General features: G+C 53.6%; 17 protein-coding genes. 8 read left to right on the top strand and 9 right to left on the bottom strand.

The features are described 5' to 3' along the window. Positions 1-4: 4 nt before the first annotated feature. Complete coding sequence (locus C2U41_RS29275; protein WP_158655875.1) at positions 5-163, bottom strand: hypothetical protein; 159 nt, start codon at positions 161-163, stop codon at positions 5-7. 44 nt (positions 164-207) lie between these two features. Here C2U41_RS29275 and rimO point away from each other — a divergent pair, with 44 nt between their 5' ends. Then, entirely contained in the window at positions 208-1,515 is a 1,308-nt protein-coding gene (gene rimO, locus C2U41_RS05020; protein WP_086529125.1) for a 30S ribosomal protein S12 methylthiotransferase RimO, read from the top strand. A 55-nt stretch (positions 1,516-1,570) separates the two neighbouring features. On the opposite strand, the gene gsiD is transcribed toward rimO, so the two are convergent. The 6 genes from gsiD to C2U41_RS04990 all read right to left on the bottom strand — a co-directional run bounded on the left by gsiD (position 1,571) and on the right by C2U41_RS04990 (position 8,824). Next, entirely contained in the window at positions 1,571-2,482 is a 912-nt protein-coding gene (gene gsiD, locus C2U41_RS05015) for a glutathione ABC transporter permease GsiD (protein ID WP_003035302.1), read from the bottom strand. Positions 2,483-2,484: 2 nt separating this feature from the next. After that, positions 2,485-3,405, bottom strand: a complete 921-nt coding sequence (gene gsiC, locus C2U41_RS05010; RefSeq protein ID WP_003836970.1) for a glutathione ABC transporter permease GsiC — start codon at positions 3,403-3,405, stop codon at positions 2,485-2,487. A 46-nt stretch (positions 3,406-3,451) separates the two neighbouring features. Beyond that, positions 3,452-4,990 carry a glutathione ABC transporter substrate-binding protein GsiB gene (gsiB, locus tag C2U41_RS05005; protein ID WP_003035297.1) on the bottom strand — a complete coding sequence of 513 codons (1,539 nt, stop codon included), beginning with the start codon at positions 4,988-4,990 and terminating at the stop codon, positions 3,452-3,454. 28 nt (positions 4,991-5,018) lie between these two features. After that, complete coding sequence (gene gsiA, locus C2U41_RS05000) at positions 5,019-6,890, bottom strand: glutathione ABC transporter ATP-binding protein GsiA (protein ID WP_003836972.1); 1,872 nt, start codon at positions 6,888-6,890, stop codon at positions 5,019-5,021. Then, positions 6,877-7,842, bottom strand: a complete 966-nt coding sequence (iaaA, locus tag C2U41_RS04995) for a beta-aspartyl-peptidase (protein ID WP_003836974.1) — start codon at positions 7,840-7,842, stop codon at positions 6,877-6,879. The genes gsiA and iaaA overlap by 14 nt, the downstream gene beginning before the upstream one ends. A gap of 193 nt (positions 7,843-8,035) precedes the next feature. Further along, on the bottom strand, positions 8,036-8,824 hold the full coding sequence (locus tag C2U41_RS04990) for an aminoglycoside adenylyltransferase family protein (RefSeq protein ID WP_048216669.1): 789 nt from the start codon (positions 8,822-8,824) through the stop codon (positions 8,036-8,038). A 175-nt stretch (positions 8,825-8,999) separates the two neighbouring features. Here C2U41_RS04990 and moeA point away from each other — a divergent pair, with 175 nt between their 5' ends. Together moeA and moeB are read left to right on the top strand one after the other, a co-directional pair. Continuing rightward, positions 9,000-10,235, top strand: a complete 1,236-nt coding sequence (gene moeA, locus C2U41_RS04985) for a molybdopterin molybdotransferase MoeA (RefSeq protein ID WP_103848340.1) — start codon at positions 9,000-9,002, stop codon at positions 10,233-10,235. After that, positions 10,235-10,984: a molybdopterin-synthase adenylyltransferase MoeB gene (gene moeB, locus C2U41_RS04980; protein ID WP_071687912.1), complete on the top strand. Its 750-nt coding sequence runs from the start codon at positions 10,235-10,237 to the stop codon at positions 10,982-10,984. The genes moeA and moeB overlap by 1 nt, the downstream gene beginning before the upstream one ends. 86 nt (positions 10,985-11,070) lie before the next feature. Here the strand turns inward: moeB and fsa are convergent, their stop codons facing one another. Continuing rightward, positions 11,071-11,733 carry a fructose-6-phosphate aldolase gene (fsa, locus tag C2U41_RS04975; protein WP_103848339.1) on the bottom strand — a complete coding sequence of 221 codons (663 nt, stop codon included), beginning with the start codon at positions 11,731-11,733 and terminating at the stop codon, positions 11,071-11,073. A 132-nt stretch (positions 11,734-11,865) separates the two neighbouring features. Between fsa and C2U41_RS04970 the strand changes: the two genes are divergently transcribed. From C2U41_RS04970 to C2U41_RS04955, 4 genes are all read left to right on the top strand, one after another. After that, on the top strand, positions 11,866-12,765 hold the full coding sequence (locus C2U41_RS04970) for a glycyl-radical enzyme activating protein (protein WP_103848338.1): 900 nt from the start codon (positions 11,866-11,868) through the stop codon (positions 12,763-12,765). A 5-nt stretch (positions 12,766-12,770) separates the two neighbouring features. Further along, complete coding sequence (locus C2U41_RS04965; RefSeq protein WP_103848337.1) at positions 12,771-15,203, top strand: glycyl radical protein; 2,433 nt, start codon at positions 12,771-12,773, stop codon at positions 15,201-15,203. A 166-nt stretch (positions 15,204-15,369) separates the two neighbouring features. Beyond that, entirely contained in the window at positions 15,370-16,185 is an 816-nt protein-coding gene (locus C2U41_RS04960; RefSeq protein WP_044701108.1) for a Cof-type HAD-IIB family hydrolase, read from the top strand. 153 nt (positions 16,186-16,338) lie between these two features. Continuing rightward, positions 16,339-17,601, top strand: a complete 1,263-nt coding sequence (locus tag C2U41_RS04955; RefSeq protein WP_103848336.1) for a DUF1479 domain-containing protein — start codon at positions 16,339-16,341, stop codon at positions 17,599-17,601. Positions 17,602-17,744: 143 nt separating this feature from the next. On the opposite strand, the gene C2U41_RS04950 is transcribed toward C2U41_RS04955, so the two are convergent. Further along, positions 17,745-19,340 (bottom strand): ABC-F family ATPase, encoded by a 1,596-nt coding sequence (locus tag C2U41_RS04950; protein WP_003035269.1) that lies wholly within the window; start codon positions 19,338-19,340, stop codon positions 17,745-17,747. Between the two features lie 232 nt (positions 19,341-19,572). Here C2U41_RS04950 and ldtB point away from each other — a divergent pair, with 232 nt between their 5' ends. After that, positions 19,573-20,493 carry a L,D-transpeptidase gene (gene ldtB / locus C2U41_RS04945; RefSeq protein WP_103848342.1) on the top strand — a complete coding sequence of 307 codons (921 nt, stop codon included), beginning with the start codon at positions 19,573-19,575 and terminating at the stop codon, positions 20,491-20,493. The last annotated feature ends 47 nt before the right edge of the window (positions 20,494-20,540 follow it).

Genomic DNA, 20,540 nt, shown 5'->3' with positions numbered 1-20,540 from the left:
AAATTCAGTAAACCACTACACTTACACCTGGCTCAATGATTTCTACCATCTCCAGCCCCTTCTCTTCAGCATACGTCCTCGCTGCCGATAACTGGCGGTCTTTTGTCGTTCCCTTGTCTTGTCGGTCACTTGACCAACGGATGTAGCTGTAAAGTTTAGGCATGATGTATAATCCGAGTTTTCCCGAGCAATGTATTGTACAAAATAATGTCTAAGATTGGATTTATATCATTAGGGTGCCCGAAAAACCTCGTCGATTCTGAGCGCATCCTGACCGAACTTCGTACCGAAGGCTATGATGTCGTGCCAAGCTACGACGACGCGGATATGGTTATCGTTAATACCTGCGGCTTTATCGACAGTGCGGTTCAGGAATCCCTGGAAGCAATCGGCGAAGCGCTGAACGAAAACGGCAAGGTGATCGTCACCGGTTGTCTGGGCGCGAAAGTCGATCAAATCCGTGAAGTCCACCCGAAGGTGCTGGAAATCACCGGGCCGCATAGCTACGAGCAGGTTCTGGAGCACGTTCATCATTACGTACCCAAACCAAAGCATAATCCGTTCCTGAGCCTGGTTCCTGAGCAGGGTGTCAAGCTGACTCCGCGCCACTACGCCTATCTGAAGATTTCTGAAGGCTGTAACCACCGCTGTACGTTCTGCATTATTCCATCCATGCGCGGCGATCTGGTGAGCCGTCCGATTGGCGACGTCCTCAGCGAAGCCAAACGTCTGGTCGATGCGGGCGTGAAAGAGATTCTGGTAATCTCTCAGGATACCTCTGCGTACGGTGTGGATGTGAAGCATCGTACCGGTTTCCATAACGGCGAGCCGGTCAAAACCAGCATGGTTGATCTGTGCGAACAGTTATCAAAACTGGGGATCTGGACGCGCCTGCATTACGTCTACCCCTACCCGCACGTTGATGACGTGATCCCGCTGATGGCAGAAGGGAAAATCCTGCCGTATCTGGACATCCCGTTACAGCATGCCAGCCCGCGTATTCTTAAACTGATGAAACGCCCAGGCTCCGTAGACAGACAGCTGGCGCGCATCAAGCAGTGGCGTGAAATCTGCCCTGAACTGACGCTGCGCTCCACCTTCATTGTTGGTTTCCCGGGTGAAACGGAAGAAGACTTCCAGATGTTGCTCGACTTCCTGAAGGAAGCACGTCTGGATCGCGTGGGCTGCTTTAAATACAGCCCGGTAGAAGGCGCTGGCGCTAATGACCTGCCGGATCAAATCCCGGAAGAGATAAAAGAAGAACGCTGGAACCGCTTTATGCAATTGCAACAGCAGATCTCTGCTGAACGTTTGCAAGAGAAAGTGGGCCGCGAGATTCTGGTTATCGTTGATGAAGTTGACGAAGAAGGCGCAATTGGTCGTAGCATGGCTGATGCTCCGGAAATCGACGGCGCGGTATACCTGAATGGTGAAACCAAGGTGAAACCTGGTGATATCATCCGCGTGAAGGTCGAAAACGCAGATGAATACGATCTGTGGGGTTCACGCGTTTAATAAGCGTAACTCAACCGTAGGCCGGATAAGCGTTACGTCTTATCCGGCCTGTAATTTATCCTTTTATCTTCGGGTCCAGCGCGTCGCGCAGACCATCTCCCAGTAAGTTAAACGCCAGCACCGTCAGGAATATCGCTACCGCCGGGAAAATCGCCACGTGCGGCGCGATCACCATGTCAGCACGCGCTTCATTAAGCATTGCCCCCCACTCCGGCGTCGGCGGCTGTGCGCCTAATCCCAGAAATGACAGGCTCGCGGCAGAGATGATCGACGTGCCAATTCGCATGGTAAAAAAGACCACGATCGATGAAACCGTACCCGGCAGGATATGGTTAAAAATGATGGTCGTATCGCTGGCACCAATACTGCGCGCAGACTCAATAAACGTCTGTTGCTTCAGCACCAGTGTATTTCCGCGCACCAGGCGCGCGAAAGCAGGAATGGAGAAAATGGCCACGGCGATAATCACGTTCGCAATGCCGCTGCCCAGCACGGCGACCACGGCTATCGCCAGCAGAATGCCGGGAAAGGCGAACAGCACATCGCAGATACGCATAATCAGCCGATCCCACCAACCTTCGTAGTATCCCGCCAGCAGACCCAGCACTGTGCCAATCGCCGCGCCAATAAACACGGCAAAGACTCCTGCCGCCAGCGAGATTTGGGCGCCAACCAACACGCGGCTAAAGATATCTCGTCCCAGAGAATCGACACCAAACCAGTGCAGCATCGACGGCCCATCATTCAAACGGTCATAATCGAAGTAATTCTCGGCATCAAATGGCGTCAGCCAGCGGGCAAAAATCGCCACCATGATCAGGAGCAATACAAACAGCCCAGCGAACATCGCCATGTGCTGTCGACGGAAACGACGCCAGAACTCATGCCACGGTGTGCGTATCTGCTCTGGCTTAACAAGGGGCATTGCATTCAAAATCGCCTGTCGGCGCCAGTTAAAAAATCGCATCCTTACTTGTACCTGATAGCCGGATTAATGGCGGCGTAAAGCACATCCACCACTAAGTTGATAAGAATAAACTCCAGAGAAAACAACAGTACCTCGGCCTGAATCACCGGGTAGTCGCGCATTTCGACGGAGTCCACCAGCAGTCGCCCAAGCCCAGGCCAGTTGAACACCTTCTCAACCACGATTGATCCACCAAGCAAAAAGCCAAACTGTAGTCCCATCATGGTGACCACCGGGATCATCGCGTTACGCAGACCATGTTTTAACACCACCCAGGTCTCACTCACCCCTTTAGCCCGCGCGGTGCGCATATAGTCTTCGCTGAGCACATCGACGAACGAGGCGCGGGTAAACCGGGCCAGCACCGCAGCCACCGCCGCGCCCAGAGTAATAGACGGGAGGATATAGTGCAGCCAGGTGTCAGCGCCAACGGTTGGCAACCAGCCAAGCTCAACGGAGAATATCTGCATGAGCAGCATGCCAAGCGCAAACGCCGGGAACGAGATCCCGGTGACCGCCAGCGTCATACTCAACCTGTCCGGCCAGCGATTGCGCCATACGGCTGCAATGATCCCCGCCGTCATACCAAATAACACAGCCCATGCCATACTCGCAATTGTCAGCCATAACGACGGCATAAAACGGCTGGCTATCTCTTCGGAAACCGGGCGACGAGAAACCATCGACGTGCCAAAATCGCCTTGCAACACGTTGGTCATGTAATGCCAGAACTGAATATGCAGCGGTTGGTCCAGACCCAGCTGCTTGCGTACCAGTTCAATCACCTCGGCGTCAGCTTCCGGTCCGGCAATCAGTCGGGCCGGATCGCCGGGTAGCAGGTGAACAAATAAAAACACCAGCACCGCAACAATCAATAGCGTTGGGATCAACCCCAGCAGGCGCTTGAAAACATAGTTAAGCATCACGCTCCCTTCGCCGGCCCCTGGTTAACGGGGCCGAATGAATAGCTTATTTTAAATCCGCATCATCAAAGCTAAATCCGGTGTCCGGCATAATCCAGAACCCGGTCAATCTGGTGCTGTGCGCCGAAATCAGTTTTTCCACTACCAGTGGGATCCACGGCGACTCTTTCCAGATAATATCCTGCGCATCCTTGTACAGCTTCGCTTTCTGCGCTGGATCGTTAGTTTGCAACGCTGCCGCTAAATCACTGTCCACCTGCTTATTGCTATAGAACGCCGTATTAAACAGCGTTGGCGGCCAGTTTTGTGATGCAAATAGCGGTGACAGCGCCCAGTCAGCTTCCCCCGTAGAGGCAGACCAGCCGGTGTAGAACATCCGCACCCCGCTCTCTTTCTGCGCTTTACCCTCTACTTCCGCCGCGCGCTGGCCGGCATCCATCGCTGTTACCTGAGCCTTAACTCCCACCTGCGCCAACTGCTGCTGGGTAAATTGCAGCACTTTCTGCGCGGTACTGTGATTATGCGAAGACCATAGCGTGGTGGTAAAACCGTTCGGATAACCTGCTTCTTTCAGCAGTTCGCGCGCTTTCGCCGGGTCGTATGGCCATGGCGTATAGCTTTGCGCATAGGCTATCGACGGAGGAAGAACGCCCGTTGCTGGCGTGGCATAACCCGCAAACGCCACTTTCACCAGCGCCTGGCGGTTGATGGCATAATTCAGCGCTTCACGCACCTTCGGGTTGTCGAATGGTTTTTGCGTGACGTTCATGCTGATATAACGTTGCATAATAGACGGACTGGCCACCAGTTCCAGGTTTTTGTTCTTCGCCAGTAACGCCGCCTGTTCGTAAGGGATCGGGAAGGCAAACTGCGCTTCCCCGGTCTGCAGCATGGCCGCACGCGTGTTGTTGTCGGTCACCGGACGCCAGGTAATCGTATCCAGCTTTGGCAGCCCTTGCTGCCAGTAACCCGCGAACTTCTTAACCTTCACAAAATCTGTCTGATTCCAGGTATCAAGCTGGTACGGCCCGGTCCCCACAGGGTGGAAACCGATCTCCTTACCGTATTTCTCCAGCGCGGCGGGAGAAATCATTGCCGTTGCCGGATGTGCCAGAATATTGATAAAGGCAGAGAACGGCTGTTTCAGCGTAATCTTCACCGTCGACGGATCGACGACTTCGGTTTTATCGATATTCTTATACAGGTTGTAGCGTTTCAGACGGTTTTCCGGATTGCTGGCGCGGTCGAGGTTGGCTTTAACCGCATCGGCGTTGAAGTCGGTACCATCCTGAAATTTCACGCCCTGACGCAGCTTAAGAGTGTAAGTCAGACCGTCATCAGAAACCGTATAGCTCTCTGCCAGCACATTTTTCAGCTTCATCTCTTTATCAAGACCAAACAGTCCCTGATAAAACGACTTCGCTACCGCCTGCGACAATGTGTCATTCGCGTCATAGGGGTCAAGCGTGGTGAAATTGGATCCTACCGCCACCACCACGTCTTTGGCGGCCCAGCCAGGCGATGCGGCCAGCGCAGAGGCCACTCCCACAGCAACCAGCCATTTCCGAGCAACAATTTTTGTCATGTTATTCTCCTTAAACCCTGTCTGCCTGTTATAAACGTGAAAGCGCATTTTCTGGTTGCCCACGCGCAACATAATGTCCCGGGCCAACTAACTGTAACGACACGGGGGAAATCTCTTCGCCGCGCTTGCGGATATTGCTGGGGATATCATCCGACAACAGCACACGCTGTGGTCGGTGATGCGATGGATCGGCAACTGGTACTGCCGCCATCAGTTTGCGCGTATACGGATGTTGCGGATTTTCAAACACCGCGCGTCGGGGGCCAATCTCAACGATTTGCCCGAGATACATCACCGCCACACGGTGACTGATCCGTTCCACCACCGCCATATCGTGGGAAATAAACAGGTATGCAATTCCCATTTCCCGCTGCAGGTCGAGCAACAGGTTGATAATTTGCCCACGAATTGAAACATCCAACGCCGAGACAGATTCATCGGCAATAATCACTTTGGGATTGAGTGCCAATGCCCGTGCAATACAGATACGCTGACGCTGACCGCCGGAAAACTCGTGCGGATAGCGCCAGGCATGCTCAGGCAGCAATCCTACGCGTTCCAGCAGCCATGCAACTCGTTTTGACCCCGCATCCCCCTGCAATAACCCATGCACCCGTAGCGGCTCCAGAATGGAATATCCCACCGTCTGACGTGGATCGAGCGAGGCATACGGATCCTGGAAGATAAACTGAATATCCCTACGCAGCGGCTGCAACTTGCTGGCAGCAAGGGTATCAATACGCTGTCCGTTGAAAATGATTTCCCCACGCTGAGACTCAACCAGGCGCAACAGCGCCCGCCCGGTGGTGGATTTCCCACAGCCCGACTCTCCCACCAGCGAGAGCGTTTCTCCCGGCCACAGGTCAAAGCTGACGTTTTCCACTGCATGCACCTCGCGAGTCACGCGATTTAGAATGCCGCTACGCAGAGGAAAACGCGTCACCAGGTTACGTACCTGCAAAATTGGCTCGCCTTCAACCACGGTATCCTGTTCGGTCTGTGGCTCTACATGGCTGGGATCGTGTAATGAAATAAGCGGGAAACGGCGCGGAAGTTCATGCCCGTTCATTGCCCCAAGCTGCGGCACGGCTGCCAGCAGCGCTTTAGTATAAGGATGCTGGGGAGCGTGAAAAATCTGCTCAACGCTGCCGGTTTCTACCGCCTCGCCCTGATACATCACCAGCACGCGGTCGGCAATATCCGCCACAACGCCCATATCGTGGGTAATAAAGATCACTCCCATCGACATATCCTGCTGCAACACTTTTATCAGTTGCAGGATCTGCGCCTGAATGGTGACATCCAGCGCGGTTGTCGGCTCATCAGCAATTAAAACCGCAGGGCGACACGACAGTGCCATGGCGATCATCACCCGCTGGCGCATACCGCCGGAAAGCTGGTGTGGATAACGCGATAAAATCGCCTTCGCCTCGGGGATACGCACCTGATCGAGCATTCGCTTCGCTTCTACCATCGCCTCTTCGTGACTGGCACCCTGGTGCAAGCGGATAGACTCGGCAATTTGCTCGCCCACGGTAAACACCGGATTAAGCGATGTCATAGGCTCCTGGAAGATCATCGCGATATCCGCACCGCGCACGTGACGCATTTGTGATGCGCTCTGTTCACCCAGCTCAATAACCTGTCGATTACGGCGTCGGAGGAGCATTTCATCGCAGCTCACCTCGCCGCCGGACTGTTCAATCAGACGCATCAGCGACAAGGCGGTCACCGACTTACCAGAACCAGACTCGCCGACTATCGCCAGCGTTTCACCACGCTTCAGGCGAAATGACAGATTGCGCACTGCGCTGACACGCTGCTGCTCCTGTTCAAAGGCAATATTCAGATTGCTGACTGCCAGCACATCGCTGGCATCAAGCTCATCACTGTGTGGCAACGCTATCTCCTTTTTCCCGATAAATACCGGTGGTTGGCGTATCACCTGCGTATCCCCAGGCGCGGTACATGCCTTCGCTGTTAAACGGCAAAGCGACATTGCCTTCATGATCGATAGCAATTAAACCGCCGCTGCCGCCAAGCGCCGGTAATTTTTCCATCACTACGCGTTCACACGCTTCGGATAAACTCAGACCGCCGTAGTCCATCAACGCCGCAATGTCATAGGCCGCCAAAGCACGAATAAAGACTTCTCCGGTTCCGGTGCAGGAGACTGCCACACTTGCATTATTTGCATAACAGCCTGCGCCAACCAACGGACTGTCACCCACCCGCCCCGGTAATTTATTGGTCATCCCGCCGGTCGATGTTGCTGCCGCCAGATTGCCAAACATATCTAACGCGACCGCACCCACGGTACCCATTTTGTTGTTTTCATCCAGCGGGCTCGCGCTATGGTCCAGCACCGTTTCACCCGCTGTTCGCGCCGCCAGAAGTTGAGCGTAGCGTTCTGGCGTCGAGAAAATATCCGCTGATACGCGCTCCATACCCTGCGCAATGGCAAAGTTTTCAGCCCCTTCACCTATCATCATGACGTGTGGGCTGTGTTCCATTACCAGGCGTGCCGCGAGAATCGGGTTTCGCAGATGGCTTACCCCGGCGACGGCGCCTGCGTTCAGCGTATTACCGTCCATCACACAGGCGTCCAGCTCATGGGTTTCATCACGGGTATACACCGCGCCAATTCCGGCATTAAACAATGGACACTCTTCCAGCAGGCGCACGGCCTCGGTAACGACATCCAGTGCGCTACGACCGTCTTCAAGCATCCGCTGGCCGGTTTCAACGATATCCGACAGCGCCTGTATATAACGCAACTCTTGCTCCTGGCTCAGCTGCGAACGGGTAATAGCCCCTGCGCCGCCGTGAATTGCAATGACTGCTTTACCCATTTTTTTCGTCCATTAGGTGGCAGGTACCGGGGTTATAAATATCAGAATTTCTGTGACTTATTGATTCGATTTTTGAATATAGAAAGATGCAGACGTCATGTAAAGGTTAAGGCCCGTACCTCACCCCCCCCATCCCATCAGGTTATTTAGATGAGTTAATCAGAAAGGGGATCTTCCAACATCGTTGAATATATTATTCAAGCCGATCGGCAATCTGTTTTTTTGCATAAAACACAAAGCGTTCAACAGACGGCATAGACGCAGCCCAGTTCTTTTTGGTTAACCCCAGGTATTCCGCACGCGCGGCTTGCAGCGTGTCAGCATACTCAACGGGTAATTGCGGTATAAGCCAGGCGGCGGCTTCATCTTTAGCGACAATATTGCCCGTAACCAGGCTGTACCAAATACGCGCCAGAGTAAGGATGATATTTCGCTCGTCACCCTCTAAATCGCCCGTTTTCTGCCACATATCAAGAATATGCCGAAATGTTTGCACGACATCGCTAAAAGGAATGACGTTGAATAACGTCTCAGCGGCTTCACCGAACAACGCTACGCTGGCGCGCCTGGCCTGGGTCAGCAGGATGGAAAGATCAGGATCCACCTGTGTCGGTTCAACAATTCCCGCGCGAATATCGTCACGCAACCATTCGCCAAATTGCATTTCTCTTGACGGTGGGAATTGCCAGGGTACAAGTTGTGAATAGATCACGATGGTCACTTCCAGCGCCCGATATCTATCAACGCTACCAGGCGGGGCTGATATTTCCAGAAAACCCTGCATCAGATCTTTTCTTTGCCGGGTATTAAGTGGCTGCCTAATGGTAACCAGTAAATCGATATCGCTTTGGGGCTTTAAGCCACCTTCAACAGCAGAGCCATACAAATGAACAGCAACCAGGTCGCCCTCGATAATCCGCGCAATCAGTGCACTGGCGGCATTCACCTGTCGTCGAATTGAATCCGGGATAGTCGCAGACATTTAGCCTCCTGGAGAAAAAGCAGAAATTATGAGTCTATACTGCATTTTTCCTGTAGCGCTATTCTCTGGCAGAAAACCTGTATCAGATCTGATCCTAAGCCTGAGGTAGCATACTGTCCGCGTCCATTTTCTGACATAATGAGCGGATTCGATTTTGCCCCGCAGGAGTCTTCTCATGGAATTTACCGCCGGACTGATGCCGCTTGAAACGGCTCTTTCTCAGATGCTTTCGCGTATTACCCCACTCACCGCCGTCGAAACGCTGCCGCTGGTTCAATGCTTTGGCCGCATTCTGGCCACCGACGTCGTCTCCCCGATTGATGTGCCGGGATTCGATAACTCGGCAATGGATGGCTATGCGGTGCGATTAGCCGATTTACAATCAGACAAGCCTCTTGCGGTGGCTGGCAAAGCCTTTGCTGGACAGCCATTCCACGGCGAGTGGCCTGCGGGAACCTGCATCCGTATTATGACCGGAGCCCCGGTGCCTGCCGGTTGTGAAGCCGTGGTAATGCAGGAGCAAACGGAACAAACTGACGACGGTGTGCGTTTTACCGCCGACGTCCGCAGCGGACAAAATATTCGTCTGCGCGGTGAAGATATTGCCAACGGCGCGGTGGTATTCCCTACCGGAACTCGTCTGACAACCGCCGAGCTTCCCGTGCTGGCTTCGCTCGGTATTGCCGAGGTCCCCGTTGTGCGTAAAGTCCGCGTGGCGTTGTTCTCCACCGGTGATGAGCTGCAACTGCCGGGTCAGCCGCTGGGTGACGGGCAGATTTATGACACAAACCGTCTGACCGTTCACCTGATGCTGCAGCAGTTGGGCTGCGAGGTGATCAACTTAGGAATTATTCGCGACGATCCCAACGCGCTGCGGGCCGCATTTATCGAAGCCGACAGCCAGGCCGACGTCGTCATCAGCTCTGGTGGCGTTTCGGTAGGCGAAGCGGATTACACCAAAACCATTCTGGAAGAACTGGGAGAAATTGCCTTCTGGAAGCTGGCCATCAAACCCGGTAAACCGTTCGCCTTTGGTAAACTGAGCAACAGCTGGTTTTGCGGCCTGCCGGGTAACCCGGTGTCTGCTGCCCTCACCTTTTATCAACTGGTACAACCGCTGCTGGCGAAACTCAGCGGCAACACCGCCTGTGGGCTGCCTCCACGCCAGCGCGTGCGCACCGCTTCACGCCTGAAGAAAACGCCAGGGCGTCTGGATTTTCAGCGTGGTGTATTGCAGCGTACCGCGGAAGGCGAACTGGAAGTCACTACCACCGGGCACCAGGGCTCGCATATTTTTAGCTCCTTTAGCCAGGGCAACTGCTTTATTGTGCTGGAGCGCGATCGCGGTAACGTTGAGGCCGGAGAATGGGTTGAAGTTGAGCCATTTAACGCACTTTTTGGAGGCCTGTAATGGCAGAACTCAGCGACCAGGAGATGATGCGCTATAACCGACAAATCATTCTGCGCGGCTTCGATTTCGAAGGTCAGGAAGCGCTCAAAGATGCGCGGGTACTGGTCGTTGGTCTGGGGGGACTGGGATGTGCTGCAACCCAGTACCTTGCTGGTGCTGGCGTCGGGCATTTAACCCTGCTCGACTTTGACACGGTATCCGTGTCAAACCTCCAACGCCAGACGCTGCACAGCGATGCAACCGTAGGGCAACCAAAAGTGATATCCGCCCGTGACGCGCTAACGCGGATTAACCCTTATATCGTCATTACGCCGGTGAATGCGCTGCTGGACGATAGCGAGATTCACGCGCTTATTGCCGAACATGATTTGGTGCTGGACTGTACGGATAACGTCAGCATCCGCAATCAGCTGAATGCCGGATGCTATGCCGCCAGAGTTCCGCTGGTTTCCGGTGCAGCAATTCGCATGGAAGGGCAAATTACCGTCTTTACGTATCAGGAAGGCGAGCCCTGCTACCGTTGCCTGAGCCGTTTGTTCGGTGAAAACGCCCTGACCTGCGTAGAAGCCGGAGTGATGGCCCCGCTGATCGGCGTGATCGGCTCGTTACAGGCGATGGAAGCCATTAAGCTGCTGGCAAACTACGGTAAACCGGCATCCGGAAAAATCGTCATGTACGATGCCATGACCTGCCAGTTTCGCGAAATGAAGCTGATGCGTAATCCGGGGTGCGAGGTTTGTAGTCGGTAAAAAAGTCGGGTGGCGGCTTCGCCTTACCCGACCTACAACGGCTCGAACGTAGGCCGGGCAAGCGTTAGCGCCACCCGGCAACAGCATCAGATCGACGTGCGACCGAATGCGCTCTGCCAGTCGTGCTCAAACTTCGCGACGGCATCATCAACTGCCGGGGAGCTAATCATCTGCTGAGCAACGTCCAGCGGTAGCGTGATGGACTCGCAGCCTGCCAGCAGGCAATCCAGCGCCTGACGCGGCGTTTTAAAACTGGCTGCCAGTACTTTGGCGTGCGGGGCATGCATTTTCAGTAACGTCTGCAGGTCGGTCACCGTCTGAATGCCATCCCCTCCTTGCGCATCCACGCGGTTAACGTATGGCGCAACGTATTCCGCACCTGCCAGTGCAGCCAATAACCCTTGAGCTGCACCGTATACCGCAGTACCCAACGTCGGGATCCCTTCTTCTTTCAGCAATTTTATAGCCGCCAGACCTTCTGCTGTTACCGGCACTTTGACCACGATATCAGCAATGATTGCCCGCAGCTTACGCGCATCGCTAACCATCCCTTCGGCGGTGGTCGCCATCACCTGAGCAAACAGACGGCCTTGTCCTCCCATCGCTTCCTGCAGTTGCGGCAGTAGTACTTCCAGCGTCTGATTCCCCGCCGCCACAATACTCGGGTTAGTGGTCACCCCTGCCAGCGGGAAAATGCGCGCCAGAGCTTTTACCGCATCAACGTCAGACGTATCTAAATAGAGTTCCATAACCTTTCCTCAAACGAATAATTAGCATGAATAAAAGGTAGCACGGCGAAACCTCACGGTTAGTTGACGCACGTCAATATAGCTTTCATTCGAAAGTAATTTAATCTTTATACGAAAGAAAAGAGGTCGCTTATGATTTTCAATATCCAGCGCTATTCCACGCATGATGGTCCCGGGATCCGTACTGTGGTGTTCCTTAAGGGATGCTCCCTGGGCTGTCGGTGGTGCCAGAATCCGGAAAGTCGCGCCCGTACGCAGGATCTGCTCTATGACGCACGTCTGTGCCTTGACGGTTGCGATCTCTGTGCTCAGGCCGCACCCGCGGTAATTGAGCGGGCACTAAGCGGGTTGCTGATTCATCGCGAAAAACTAACCGATGACGTTCTCGCAGCGCTGACCCACTGCTGTCCAACGCAGGCGCTAACCGTCTGTGGAGAGATAAAAAGCGTGGACGAAATCATGGCGACCGTATTGCGTGATAAACCGTTTTACGATCGCAGCGGAGGGGGCCTCACCCTGTCCGGTGGCGAACCGTTTATGCAGCCAGAGCTGGCGGCTTCTTTGCTCAAAGCCAGCCACGACGCAGGCATTCATACCGCAGTGGAAACCTGCCTGCATGTCCCGTGGAAGTATATTGAACCATCATTACCTGACGTCGATCTGTTTCTGGCCGATCTAAAACACGTGGCGGATGCGCCGTTTAAACAGTGGACCGATGGCAGCGCCTCTCGTGTGCTGGAAAATCTAAAAAAACTGGCCGCAGCTGGTAAAAAAATGATTATCCGCGTACCGCTGATTCAGGGATTCAACGCTGACGAAGCCGCCATCCAGGCTATTACCGATTTTGCTGCCGACGAGCTTCACGTCGGGGAGATTCATTATTTGCCCTACCACACCCTAGGTATCAACAAATACCACTTACTCAGTCAACCCTACAACGCACCGGATAAACCGCTTGATGCGCCTGCACTGCTCGAATTTGCCCAGCAGTATGCCAGCCTTAAAGGTTTAACCGCGACTCTACGAGGATAATCGCCATGACCACTCTGAAACTGGACACACTCAGCGATCGTATCAAAGCGCATAAAACAGCCCTGATCCATATCGTGAAACCGCCGGTTTGTACCGAGCGCGCCCAGCACTATACCGAGATGTATCAGCAACACCTGGATAAGCCGATCCCGGTACGCCGCGCGCTGGCGCTGGCCCATCATCTGGGGGAACGCACCATCTGGATCAAGCATGACGAACTGATTATCGGTAACCAGGCAAGCGAAGTGCGCGCCGCGCCGATCTTCCCGGAATACACCGTCTCCTGGATTGAAAAAGAGATCGACGACCTCGCCGACAGACCGGGCGCAGGCTTTGCGGTAAGCGAAGAGAATAAACGCGTCTTACACGAGGTGTGTCCGTGGTGGCGTGGTCAGACCGTGCAGGATCGCTGCTACGGGATGTTCACTGACGAGCAGAAAGGGCTGCTGGAAACCGGCATTATCAAAGCCGAAGGTAATATGACCTCCGGCGACGCACACCTGGCGGTGAACTTCCCGCTACTACTGGAAAAAGGTCTCGACGGACTGCGCCACAAGGTCGATGAACGTCGCTCCCGCATCAATCTGACGTGTCTGGACGATCTCCACGGCGATCAGTTCCTGAAAGCGATTGATATCGTGCTGGAGGCCGTCAGCCTGCACATTGAGCGCTTTGCCGCGCTGGCGCGTAAAATGGCGTCCACAGAAACGCGCACCAGCCGTCGCGATGAACTGCTGACCATGGCGGAAAACTGTGATGTGATTGCCCATGAGCCACCAAAAACATTCTGGCAGGCGTTGCAGTTGTGCTATTTCATCCAGTTGATTCTGCAAATTGAATCTAACGGTCACTCAGTGTCGTTTGGCCGTATGGATCAGTACCTCTACCCGTTCTACCGTCGCGACGTAGAACTGAATCAGAGCCTCGATCGTGAGCACGCCATTGAGCTGTTGCACAGCTGCTGGCTGAAACTGCTGGAAGTGAACAAAATCCGTTCCGGCTCCCATTCGAAAGCCTCAGCGGGCAGCCCGCTCTATCAGAACGTAACCATAGGTGGCCAGAACCTGGTCAGCGGTCAGGCGATGGATGCCGTCAACCCGCTCTCCTACGCCATTCTGGAATCATGTGGCCGCCTGCGTTCTACTCAGCCGAACCTGAGCGTGCGTTATCACCCGGGGATGAGTAATGACTTCCTTGATGCCTGCGTGCAGGTGATCCGCTGCGGCTTCGGGATGCCAGCCTTTAACAACGATGAAATCGTCATTCCGGAATTCATTAAGCTGAGCATTGAGCCGCAAGATGCCTATGACTATGCAGCGATTGGTTGCATCGAAACCGCCGTTGGCGGCAAATGGGGCTACCGCTGCACCGGCATGAGCTTTATTAACTTTGCCCGCGTGATGCTGGCGGCGCTGGAAGGCGGACGCGATGCCACCAGCGGCAAAGTCTTCCTGCCGCAGGAAAAAGCGCTCTCAGCTGGCAACTTCAACAATTTCGATGAAGTGATGGATGCCTGGGATACACAGATTCGCTACTACACGCGTAAATCCATTGAAATCGAGTATGTCGTTGACACCATGCTGGAAGAGAACGTACACGATATTCTGTGCTCCGCGCTGGTAGACGACTGTATCGAACGCGCGAAAAGCATTAAGCAAGGCGGCGCGAAGTATGACTGGGTATCAGGTTTGCAGGTGGGTATCGCCAACCTCGGCAACAGCCTGGCAGCAGTGAAGAAACTGGTCTTTGAACAGGGCGCTATCGGTCAACAACAACTGGCCGCCGCGCTGGCCGATGATTTTGACGGTCTGACCCATGAGCAGTTACGCCAACGGCTAATCAACGGCGCACCAAAATACGGCAACGATGACGATAGCGTTGATACGCTGCTGGCCCGCGCTTATCAGACTTATATCGATGAACTGAAACAGTATCATAATCCGCGTTACGGACGTGGTCCGGTTGGCGGCAATTACTACGCCGGGACCTCGTCTATTTCTGCAAACGTGCCGTTTGGCGCAGCAACGATGGCAACGCCGGATGGCCGTAAAGCACACACTCCACTGGCAGAAGGCGCAAGCCCGGCTTCCGGTACGGACCACCTCGGCCCAACTGCGGTAATTGGCTCGGTGGGTAAACTGCCGACCGGTTCGATTCTCGGTGGCGTGCTGTTAAATCAGAAGCTGAACCCGGCCACGCTGGAAAATGAGTCTGACAAACAAAAGCTGATGATTCTGCTGCGTACCTTCTTTGAAGAGCACAAAGGTTGGCATATTCAGTACAACATCGTTTCTCGTGAAACGCTGCTGGAAGCCAAAAAACACCCGGATCAGTACCGTGATCTGGTGGTGCGTGTAGCGGGTTATTCCGCCTTCTTCACCGCGCTGTCTCCGGATGCACAGGACGATATCATCGCGCGCACTGAACATATGCTGTAACCCTCCCGCCCGGTGGCGCTACGCTTACCGGGCTTACATACTCCCCTTTAGCCAGGTAAGGCGAAGTTGCCACCTGGCGTTTTACTTTCATTCGAAATTAAATTTGTGCTTTAGCTCACATTGTTATTAAAATGTTTCTGGTCGCAGTTATGAGCCAGGAGCATATATGACCATCAAAGTTATCGTCACCGATATGGACGGAACTTTTCTCGACGACGCCAAGCAATACGATCGTGCACGCTTTATGGCGCAGTATCAGGAACTGAAGAAACGAGATATTGAATTTGTCGTGGCAAGCGGCAACCAGTATTACCAGTTGATCTCCTTTTTCCCGCAGCTCAAAGATGAGATCTCTTTTGTCGCCGAGAACGGGGCGCTGGTGTTTGAACATGGCAAACAGCTGTTTCACGGCGAACTTACGCGCCACGAATCACGCATTGTCATTGGCGAACTGCTCAAAGATAAGCAGCTCAACTTTGTGGCCTGTGGACTGCAAAGCGCCTACGTGAGCGAAAATGCCCCAGAGTCCTTTGTCGCGTTGATGGCAAAACACTACCATCGTCTGAAACCCGTCAAGGATTATCAGGATATCGACGATGTGCTGTTCAAGTTCTCGCTGAATTTACCGGACCAACAGATCCCGCTGGTTATCGATCACCTTCATTCTGCTCTAGACGGCATTATGAAGCCCGTCACCAGCGGCTTTGGGTTTATCGACCTGATCATTCCGGGCTTACATAAAGCCAACGGAATCAGCCGTCTGCTAAAACGCTGGAACCTGTCACCGCAAAACGTGGTCGCCATTGGCGACAGTGGCAATGACGCGGAAATGCTGAAGATGGCGCACTACTCTTTCGCCATGGCCAATGCGGCAGAGAGCATCAAAGCGATTGCCCGCTATCAGACCGATGACAATAACCATCAAGGCGCGCTGAACGTAATTCAGGCAGTGCTGGATAACACTTCACCTTTTAACGTCTGATCCTGCCAACCGGGGTATCCCTCATCCCGGTTTTCACTCTTTTTCTATTTTGCTCACACCAGCAGGTTTTTAAACTTGCATTAACTAATTTTTAACTTATATTGTCACTTGTAATTAAATTTAGTTTCGAATGAAAGTTAATGCGAGGTGGTTATGGCTTTTACTTTTACCAGCGACACGTTGCCCGCCGATCACAAAGCGGCAATCCGTCAGATGAAACAGCAACTGCGGGCACAGCTTGGGGATGTTCAGTTGATCTTCAATCAGCTGAGCGATGCCATTGCCACCCGCGTGGCGGAAATCAACGCTCTCAAAGCGCAAGGCTCCCCGGTATGGCCTGTGTTGTCCTATGCGGATATCAAAGCGGGTCGCGTGAGTGCAGAGCAGCGTGAAGAAATTAAGCGTCGCGGATGCGCAGTCATTAAAGGGCATTTCCCCCGCGAACAGGCGCTGGCATGGGATCAGTCGATGCTCGATTACCTGGATCGCAACCATTTTGATGACGTCTACAAAGGGCCGGGCGATAACTTCTTCGGCACCCTGAGCGCATCGCGACCTGAAATCTACCCCATTTACTGGTCCCCGGCGCAGATGCAGGCCCGCCAAAGTGAAGAAATGGCCAATGCCCAGTCGTTCCTCAATCGTCTTTGGACATTTTCAAGCGAAGGTAAACAATGGTTTAACCCGGATGTCAGCGTTATCTACCCTGACCGTATACGCCGCCGTCCGCCGGGAACCACCTCCAAAGGGCTGGGAGCGCATACGGATTCCGGCGCGCTGGAACGCTGGCTGCTGCCTGCGTATCAGCAGGTATTTGCTCATGTTTTCAATGGCAAGCTGGCAGATTACGATCCGTGGCAGGCTGCGCATCGCACCGAAGTAGAAGAGTACACGGTGGATAACACCACCAAATGTTCAGTATTTCGCACCTTCCAGGGCTGGACTGCGTTGTCCGATATGCTGCCAGGTCAGGGATTGTTGCACGTGGTTCCGATTCCTGAAGCGATGGCGTATGTGCTGTTACGCCCATTGCTTGACGATGTGCCGGAAGATGAGCTTTGCGGCGTAGCGCCCGGCAGAGTCCTGCCGATTTCCGCACAATGGCATCCGCTGCTGATTGAAGCGCTAACCAGCATTCCACAACTGGACGCCGGAGACTCCGTGTGGTGGCATTGCGATGTGATTCACTCCGTCGCACCTGTAGAAAATCAGCAGGGCTGGGGTAACGTTATGTATATCCCTGCCGCCCCGATGTGCGAAAAAAATCTGGCCTACGCCCACAAAGTGAAAGCTGCGCTGGAAAAAGGCACATCGCCGAGTGATTTCCCGCGAGAGGATTATGAAACTAACTGGGAAGGACGCTTCACGCTGGAGGATTTGAATATCCACGGTAAACGCGCGCTGGGGATTATTTAATATGTAGCTTACGCAATTTTCCCTAAGTATTTCGCGTTACAGGAAGGCGACCAGCCTGTAAATCCCCGGGAGCTTACATAAGTAAGTGACCGGGGTGAACAGGTGCAGCCAACACACCTGTAACACGAAAGACGACGGGTAAATTAACCGTCAATACCTTTACTACGCAGGTAATCTTCGTAGTTGCCGGTGAAGTCGATCACGCGTTCCGGCGTAATCTCAATCACGCGGGTCGCCAGGGAACTGACGAACTCACGGTCGTGAGAAACAAAGATCAACGTGCCCTGATACATTTCCAGCGCCATGTTCAGCGACTCGATAGATTCCATATCCAGGTGGTTGGTCGGTTCATCCATGACCAGGATATTCGGTTTCTGCATCATCAGCTTACCGAAAAGCATGCGTCCTTTTTCTCCACCGGAGAGCACTTTTGCAGGTTTCTTGATATCGTCCTGGCTGAACAGCAGACGGCCAAGGAAGCTGCGCACAACCTGCTCATCATCGCCTTCTTGTTTCCACTGGCTCATCCATTCGAAGACGGTCAGATCGTTTTCAAACTCGTATTCATGATCCTGCGCGTAGTAACCCACCTGGGCGTTTTCAGACCACTTAACGGTACCGTTGTCCGGCTGCAAATCGCCAACCAACGTTTTCAGCATGGTGGATTTACCCACGCCGTTGGCACCAATGATGGCAACCTTCTCCCCTACTTCCAGCAGCAGGTTGAAGTTTTTAAACAGCGGACCTTCATCAAAACCTTTCGCCAGCGCTTCCACTTCCAGCGCGTTACGGAACAGTTTCTTATCCTGTTCGAAGCGGATGAACGGGTTCTGACGGCTGGACGCTTTCACTTCGTCGAGCTTGATCTTATCAATCTGACGCGCACGAGAGGTCGCCTGTCGAGATTTAGAAGCGTTGGCGCTAAAGCGGCTGACGAAGGATTGCAGATCGGCAATCTGTGCTTTCTTCTTGGCGTTATCGGCCAGCAGACGTTCACGCGCCTGGGTTGCCGCCGTCATGTATTCGTCGTAGTTACCCGGATAAACACGCAGTTCGCCATAGTCCAGATCCGCCATGTGTGTACAGACCATATTCAGGAAGTGACGGTCATGCGAAATGATGATCATGGTGCTGTCACGCTCGTTCAGCGTCTGCTCCAGCCAGCGAATGGTGTCGATATCCAGGTTGTTCGTTGGTTCGTCGAGCAGCAGAATGTCCGGGTTAGAGAACAGCGCCTGCGCCAGAAGCACACGCAGCTTCCAGCCGGGCGCGACTTCGCTCATCGGGCCGTAATGCTGTTCTACCGGAATACCTACGCCCAGCAGCAGTTCACCCGCACGCGCTTCCGCAGAGTAGCCGTCCATTTCGCCATACTGAACTTCGAGATCAGCAACTTTATAGCCGTCTTCTTCGCTCATCTCAGCCAGGGCGTAAATGCGATCGCGCTCCTGCTTCACTTCCCACAGCTCAGCGTGACCCATGATCACGGTATCAAGCACGGTGAATTCTTCAAAGGCGAATTGATCCTGACGCAGCTTACCGATGCGCTCGTTAGGATCGAGGGAAACGTTACCCAGCGTCGGTTCGAGGTCGCCGCCGAGAATTTTCATAAAAGTGGATTTACCGCTACCGTTCGCGCCAATCAGGCCGTAACGGTTGCCGCCGCCAAATTTGACGGAAATATTTTCAAACAGCGGCTTACTGCCGAACTGCATGGTGACGTTGCTGGAAACTAACACTGGCGTATCCTGAAAGAGAAAGAAATATGTGACAAACCGCTTATTATGCCATAAGTCTGCAAGAAGATCGCGTCTTCATGCGGAAGGGATAAAGTGAAACCAAAAGGAAAAAAATGTGATTTAGTACACATCCGAATTCCTTGTTGCTCAGATTGCACATATAATGTGTGCCCAACACTACATAAATCTCAACCCACTAGCCTGCCTGGCACTGAATCTCGCATACATGAATATGAATATGAAATTAACAACGCTTTTCGCGGCGGCACTCGCAATAGTTGGTTTTTGTAATACCGCTTCAGCCGTCACGTACCCGCTGCCGACCGATGGTAGCCGTTTGATTGGCCAAAACCAGGTCATTACTATTCCTGAAGGCAACACCCAACCGCTGGAGTATTTTGCGGCAGAGTATCAGATGGGTCTGTCTAACATGCTGGAAGCCAACCCGGGCGTGGATACCTTCCTGCCGAAAGGCGGCACCGTGCTGAACATTCCTCAGCAGTTGATCCTGCCGGATACCGTGCATGAAGGTATTGTTATCAACAGCGCTGAAATGCGTCTGTACTACTACCCGAAAGGCACCAACACCGTCATTGTTCTGCCGATCGGTATCGGCCAGTTGGGCAAAGACACGCCAATCAACTGGACCACCAAAGTAGAACGTAAAAAAGCAGGCCCAACCTGGACGCCAACGGCGAAAATGCATGCGGAATACCGCGCTGCAGGCGAGCCGCTGCCAGCCGTTGTTCCGGCTGGTCCGGATAACCCGATGGGACTGTACGCGCTGTATATCGGTCGCCTGTATGCTATCCACGGTACCAATGCTAACTTCGGCGTCGGCTTACGTGTCAGCCACGGTTGCGTACGTCTGCGTAACGACGACATCAAATTCTTGTTTGAAAATGTGCCGGTCGGCACCCGTGTACAGTTTATTGATGAGCCGGTAAAAGCCACTACCGAACCAGACGGTAGCCGTTACATCGAAGTACATAACCCGCTGTCTACGACTGAAGCACAGTTCGAAGGCGGGGAAATTGTACCGATTACCCTGACCAAGAGCATTACCAGCATCACCAGTCAGCCTGACGTCGATCAGGCCGTCGTTGAGCAGGCAGTACAGAACCGTTCTGGTATGCCGGTTCGCCTGAACTAATCTGCTATATATGCCCGATGGCGCTACGCTTATCGGGCCTACCAACA

It is taken from the genome of Citrobacter freundii complex sp. CFNIH4 (assembly GCF_002934505.1).
Taxonomy (GTDB): Bacteria; Pseudomonadota; Gammaproteobacteria; order Enterobacterales; family Enterobacteriaceae; genus Citrobacter; species Citrobacter freundii.
The sequence above is the reverse complement of the archived record's forward strand: the minus strand, read 5'-3'. Positions and strand labels throughout refer to the sequence as shown.

Excerpts from the sequence above, each read along its gene's own strand:
- C2U41_RS29275 (WP_158655875.1), bottom strand. The coding sequence starts at position 163 with ATGCCTAAACTTTACAGCTACATCCGTTGGTCAAGTGACCGACAAGAC.
- rimO (WP_086529125.1), top strand. The coding sequence starts at position 208 with ATGTCTAAGATTGGATTTATATCATTAGGGTGCCCGAAAAACCTCGTC.
- gsiD (WP_003035302.1), bottom strand. The coding sequence starts at position 2,482 with ATGCGATTTTTTAACTGGCGCCGACAGGCGATTTTGAATGCAATGCCC.
- gsiC (WP_003836970.1), bottom strand. The coding sequence starts at position 3,405 with ATGCTTAACTATGTTTTCAAGCGCCTGCTGGGGTTGATCCCAACGCTA.
- gsiB (WP_003035297.1), bottom strand. The coding sequence starts at position 4,990 with ATGACAAAAATTGTTGCTCGGAAATGGCTGGTTGCTGTGGGAGTGGCC.
- iaaA (WP_003836974.1), bottom strand. The coding sequence starts at position 7,842 with ATGGGTAAAGCAGTCATTGCAATTCACGGCGGCGCAGGGGCTATTACC.
- C2U41_RS04990 (WP_048216669.1), bottom strand. The coding sequence starts at position 8,824 with ATGTCTGCGACTATCCCGGATTCAATTCGACGACAGGTGAATGCCGCC.
- moeA (WP_103848340.1), top strand. The coding sequence starts at position 9,000 with ATGGAATTTACCGCCGGACTGATGCCGCTTGAAACGGCTCTTTCTCAG.
- moeB (WP_071687912.1), top strand. The coding sequence starts at position 10,235 with ATGGCAGAACTCAGCGACCAGGAGATGATGCGCTATAACCGACAAATC.
- fsa (WP_103848339.1), bottom strand. The coding sequence starts at position 11,733 with ATGGAACTCTATTTAGATACGTCTGACGTTGATGCGGTAAAAGCTCTG.
- C2U41_RS04970 (WP_103848338.1), top strand. The coding sequence starts at position 11,866 with ATGATTTTCAATATCCAGCGCTATTCCACGCATGATGGTCCCGGGATC.
- C2U41_RS04965 (WP_103848337.1), top strand. The coding sequence starts at position 12,771 with ATGACCACTCTGAAACTGGACACACTCAGCGATCGTATCAAAGCGCAT.
- C2U41_RS04960 (WP_044701108.1), top strand. The coding sequence starts at position 15,370 with ATGACCATCAAAGTTATCGTCACCGATATGGACGGAACTTTTCTCGAC.
- C2U41_RS04955 (WP_103848336.1), top strand. The coding sequence starts at position 16,339 with ATGGCTTTTACTTTTACCAGCGACACGTTGCCCGCCGATCACAAAGCG.
- ldtB (WP_103848342.1), top strand. The coding sequence starts at position 19,573 with ATGAATATGAAATTAACAACGCTTTTCGCGGCGGCACTCGCAATAGTT.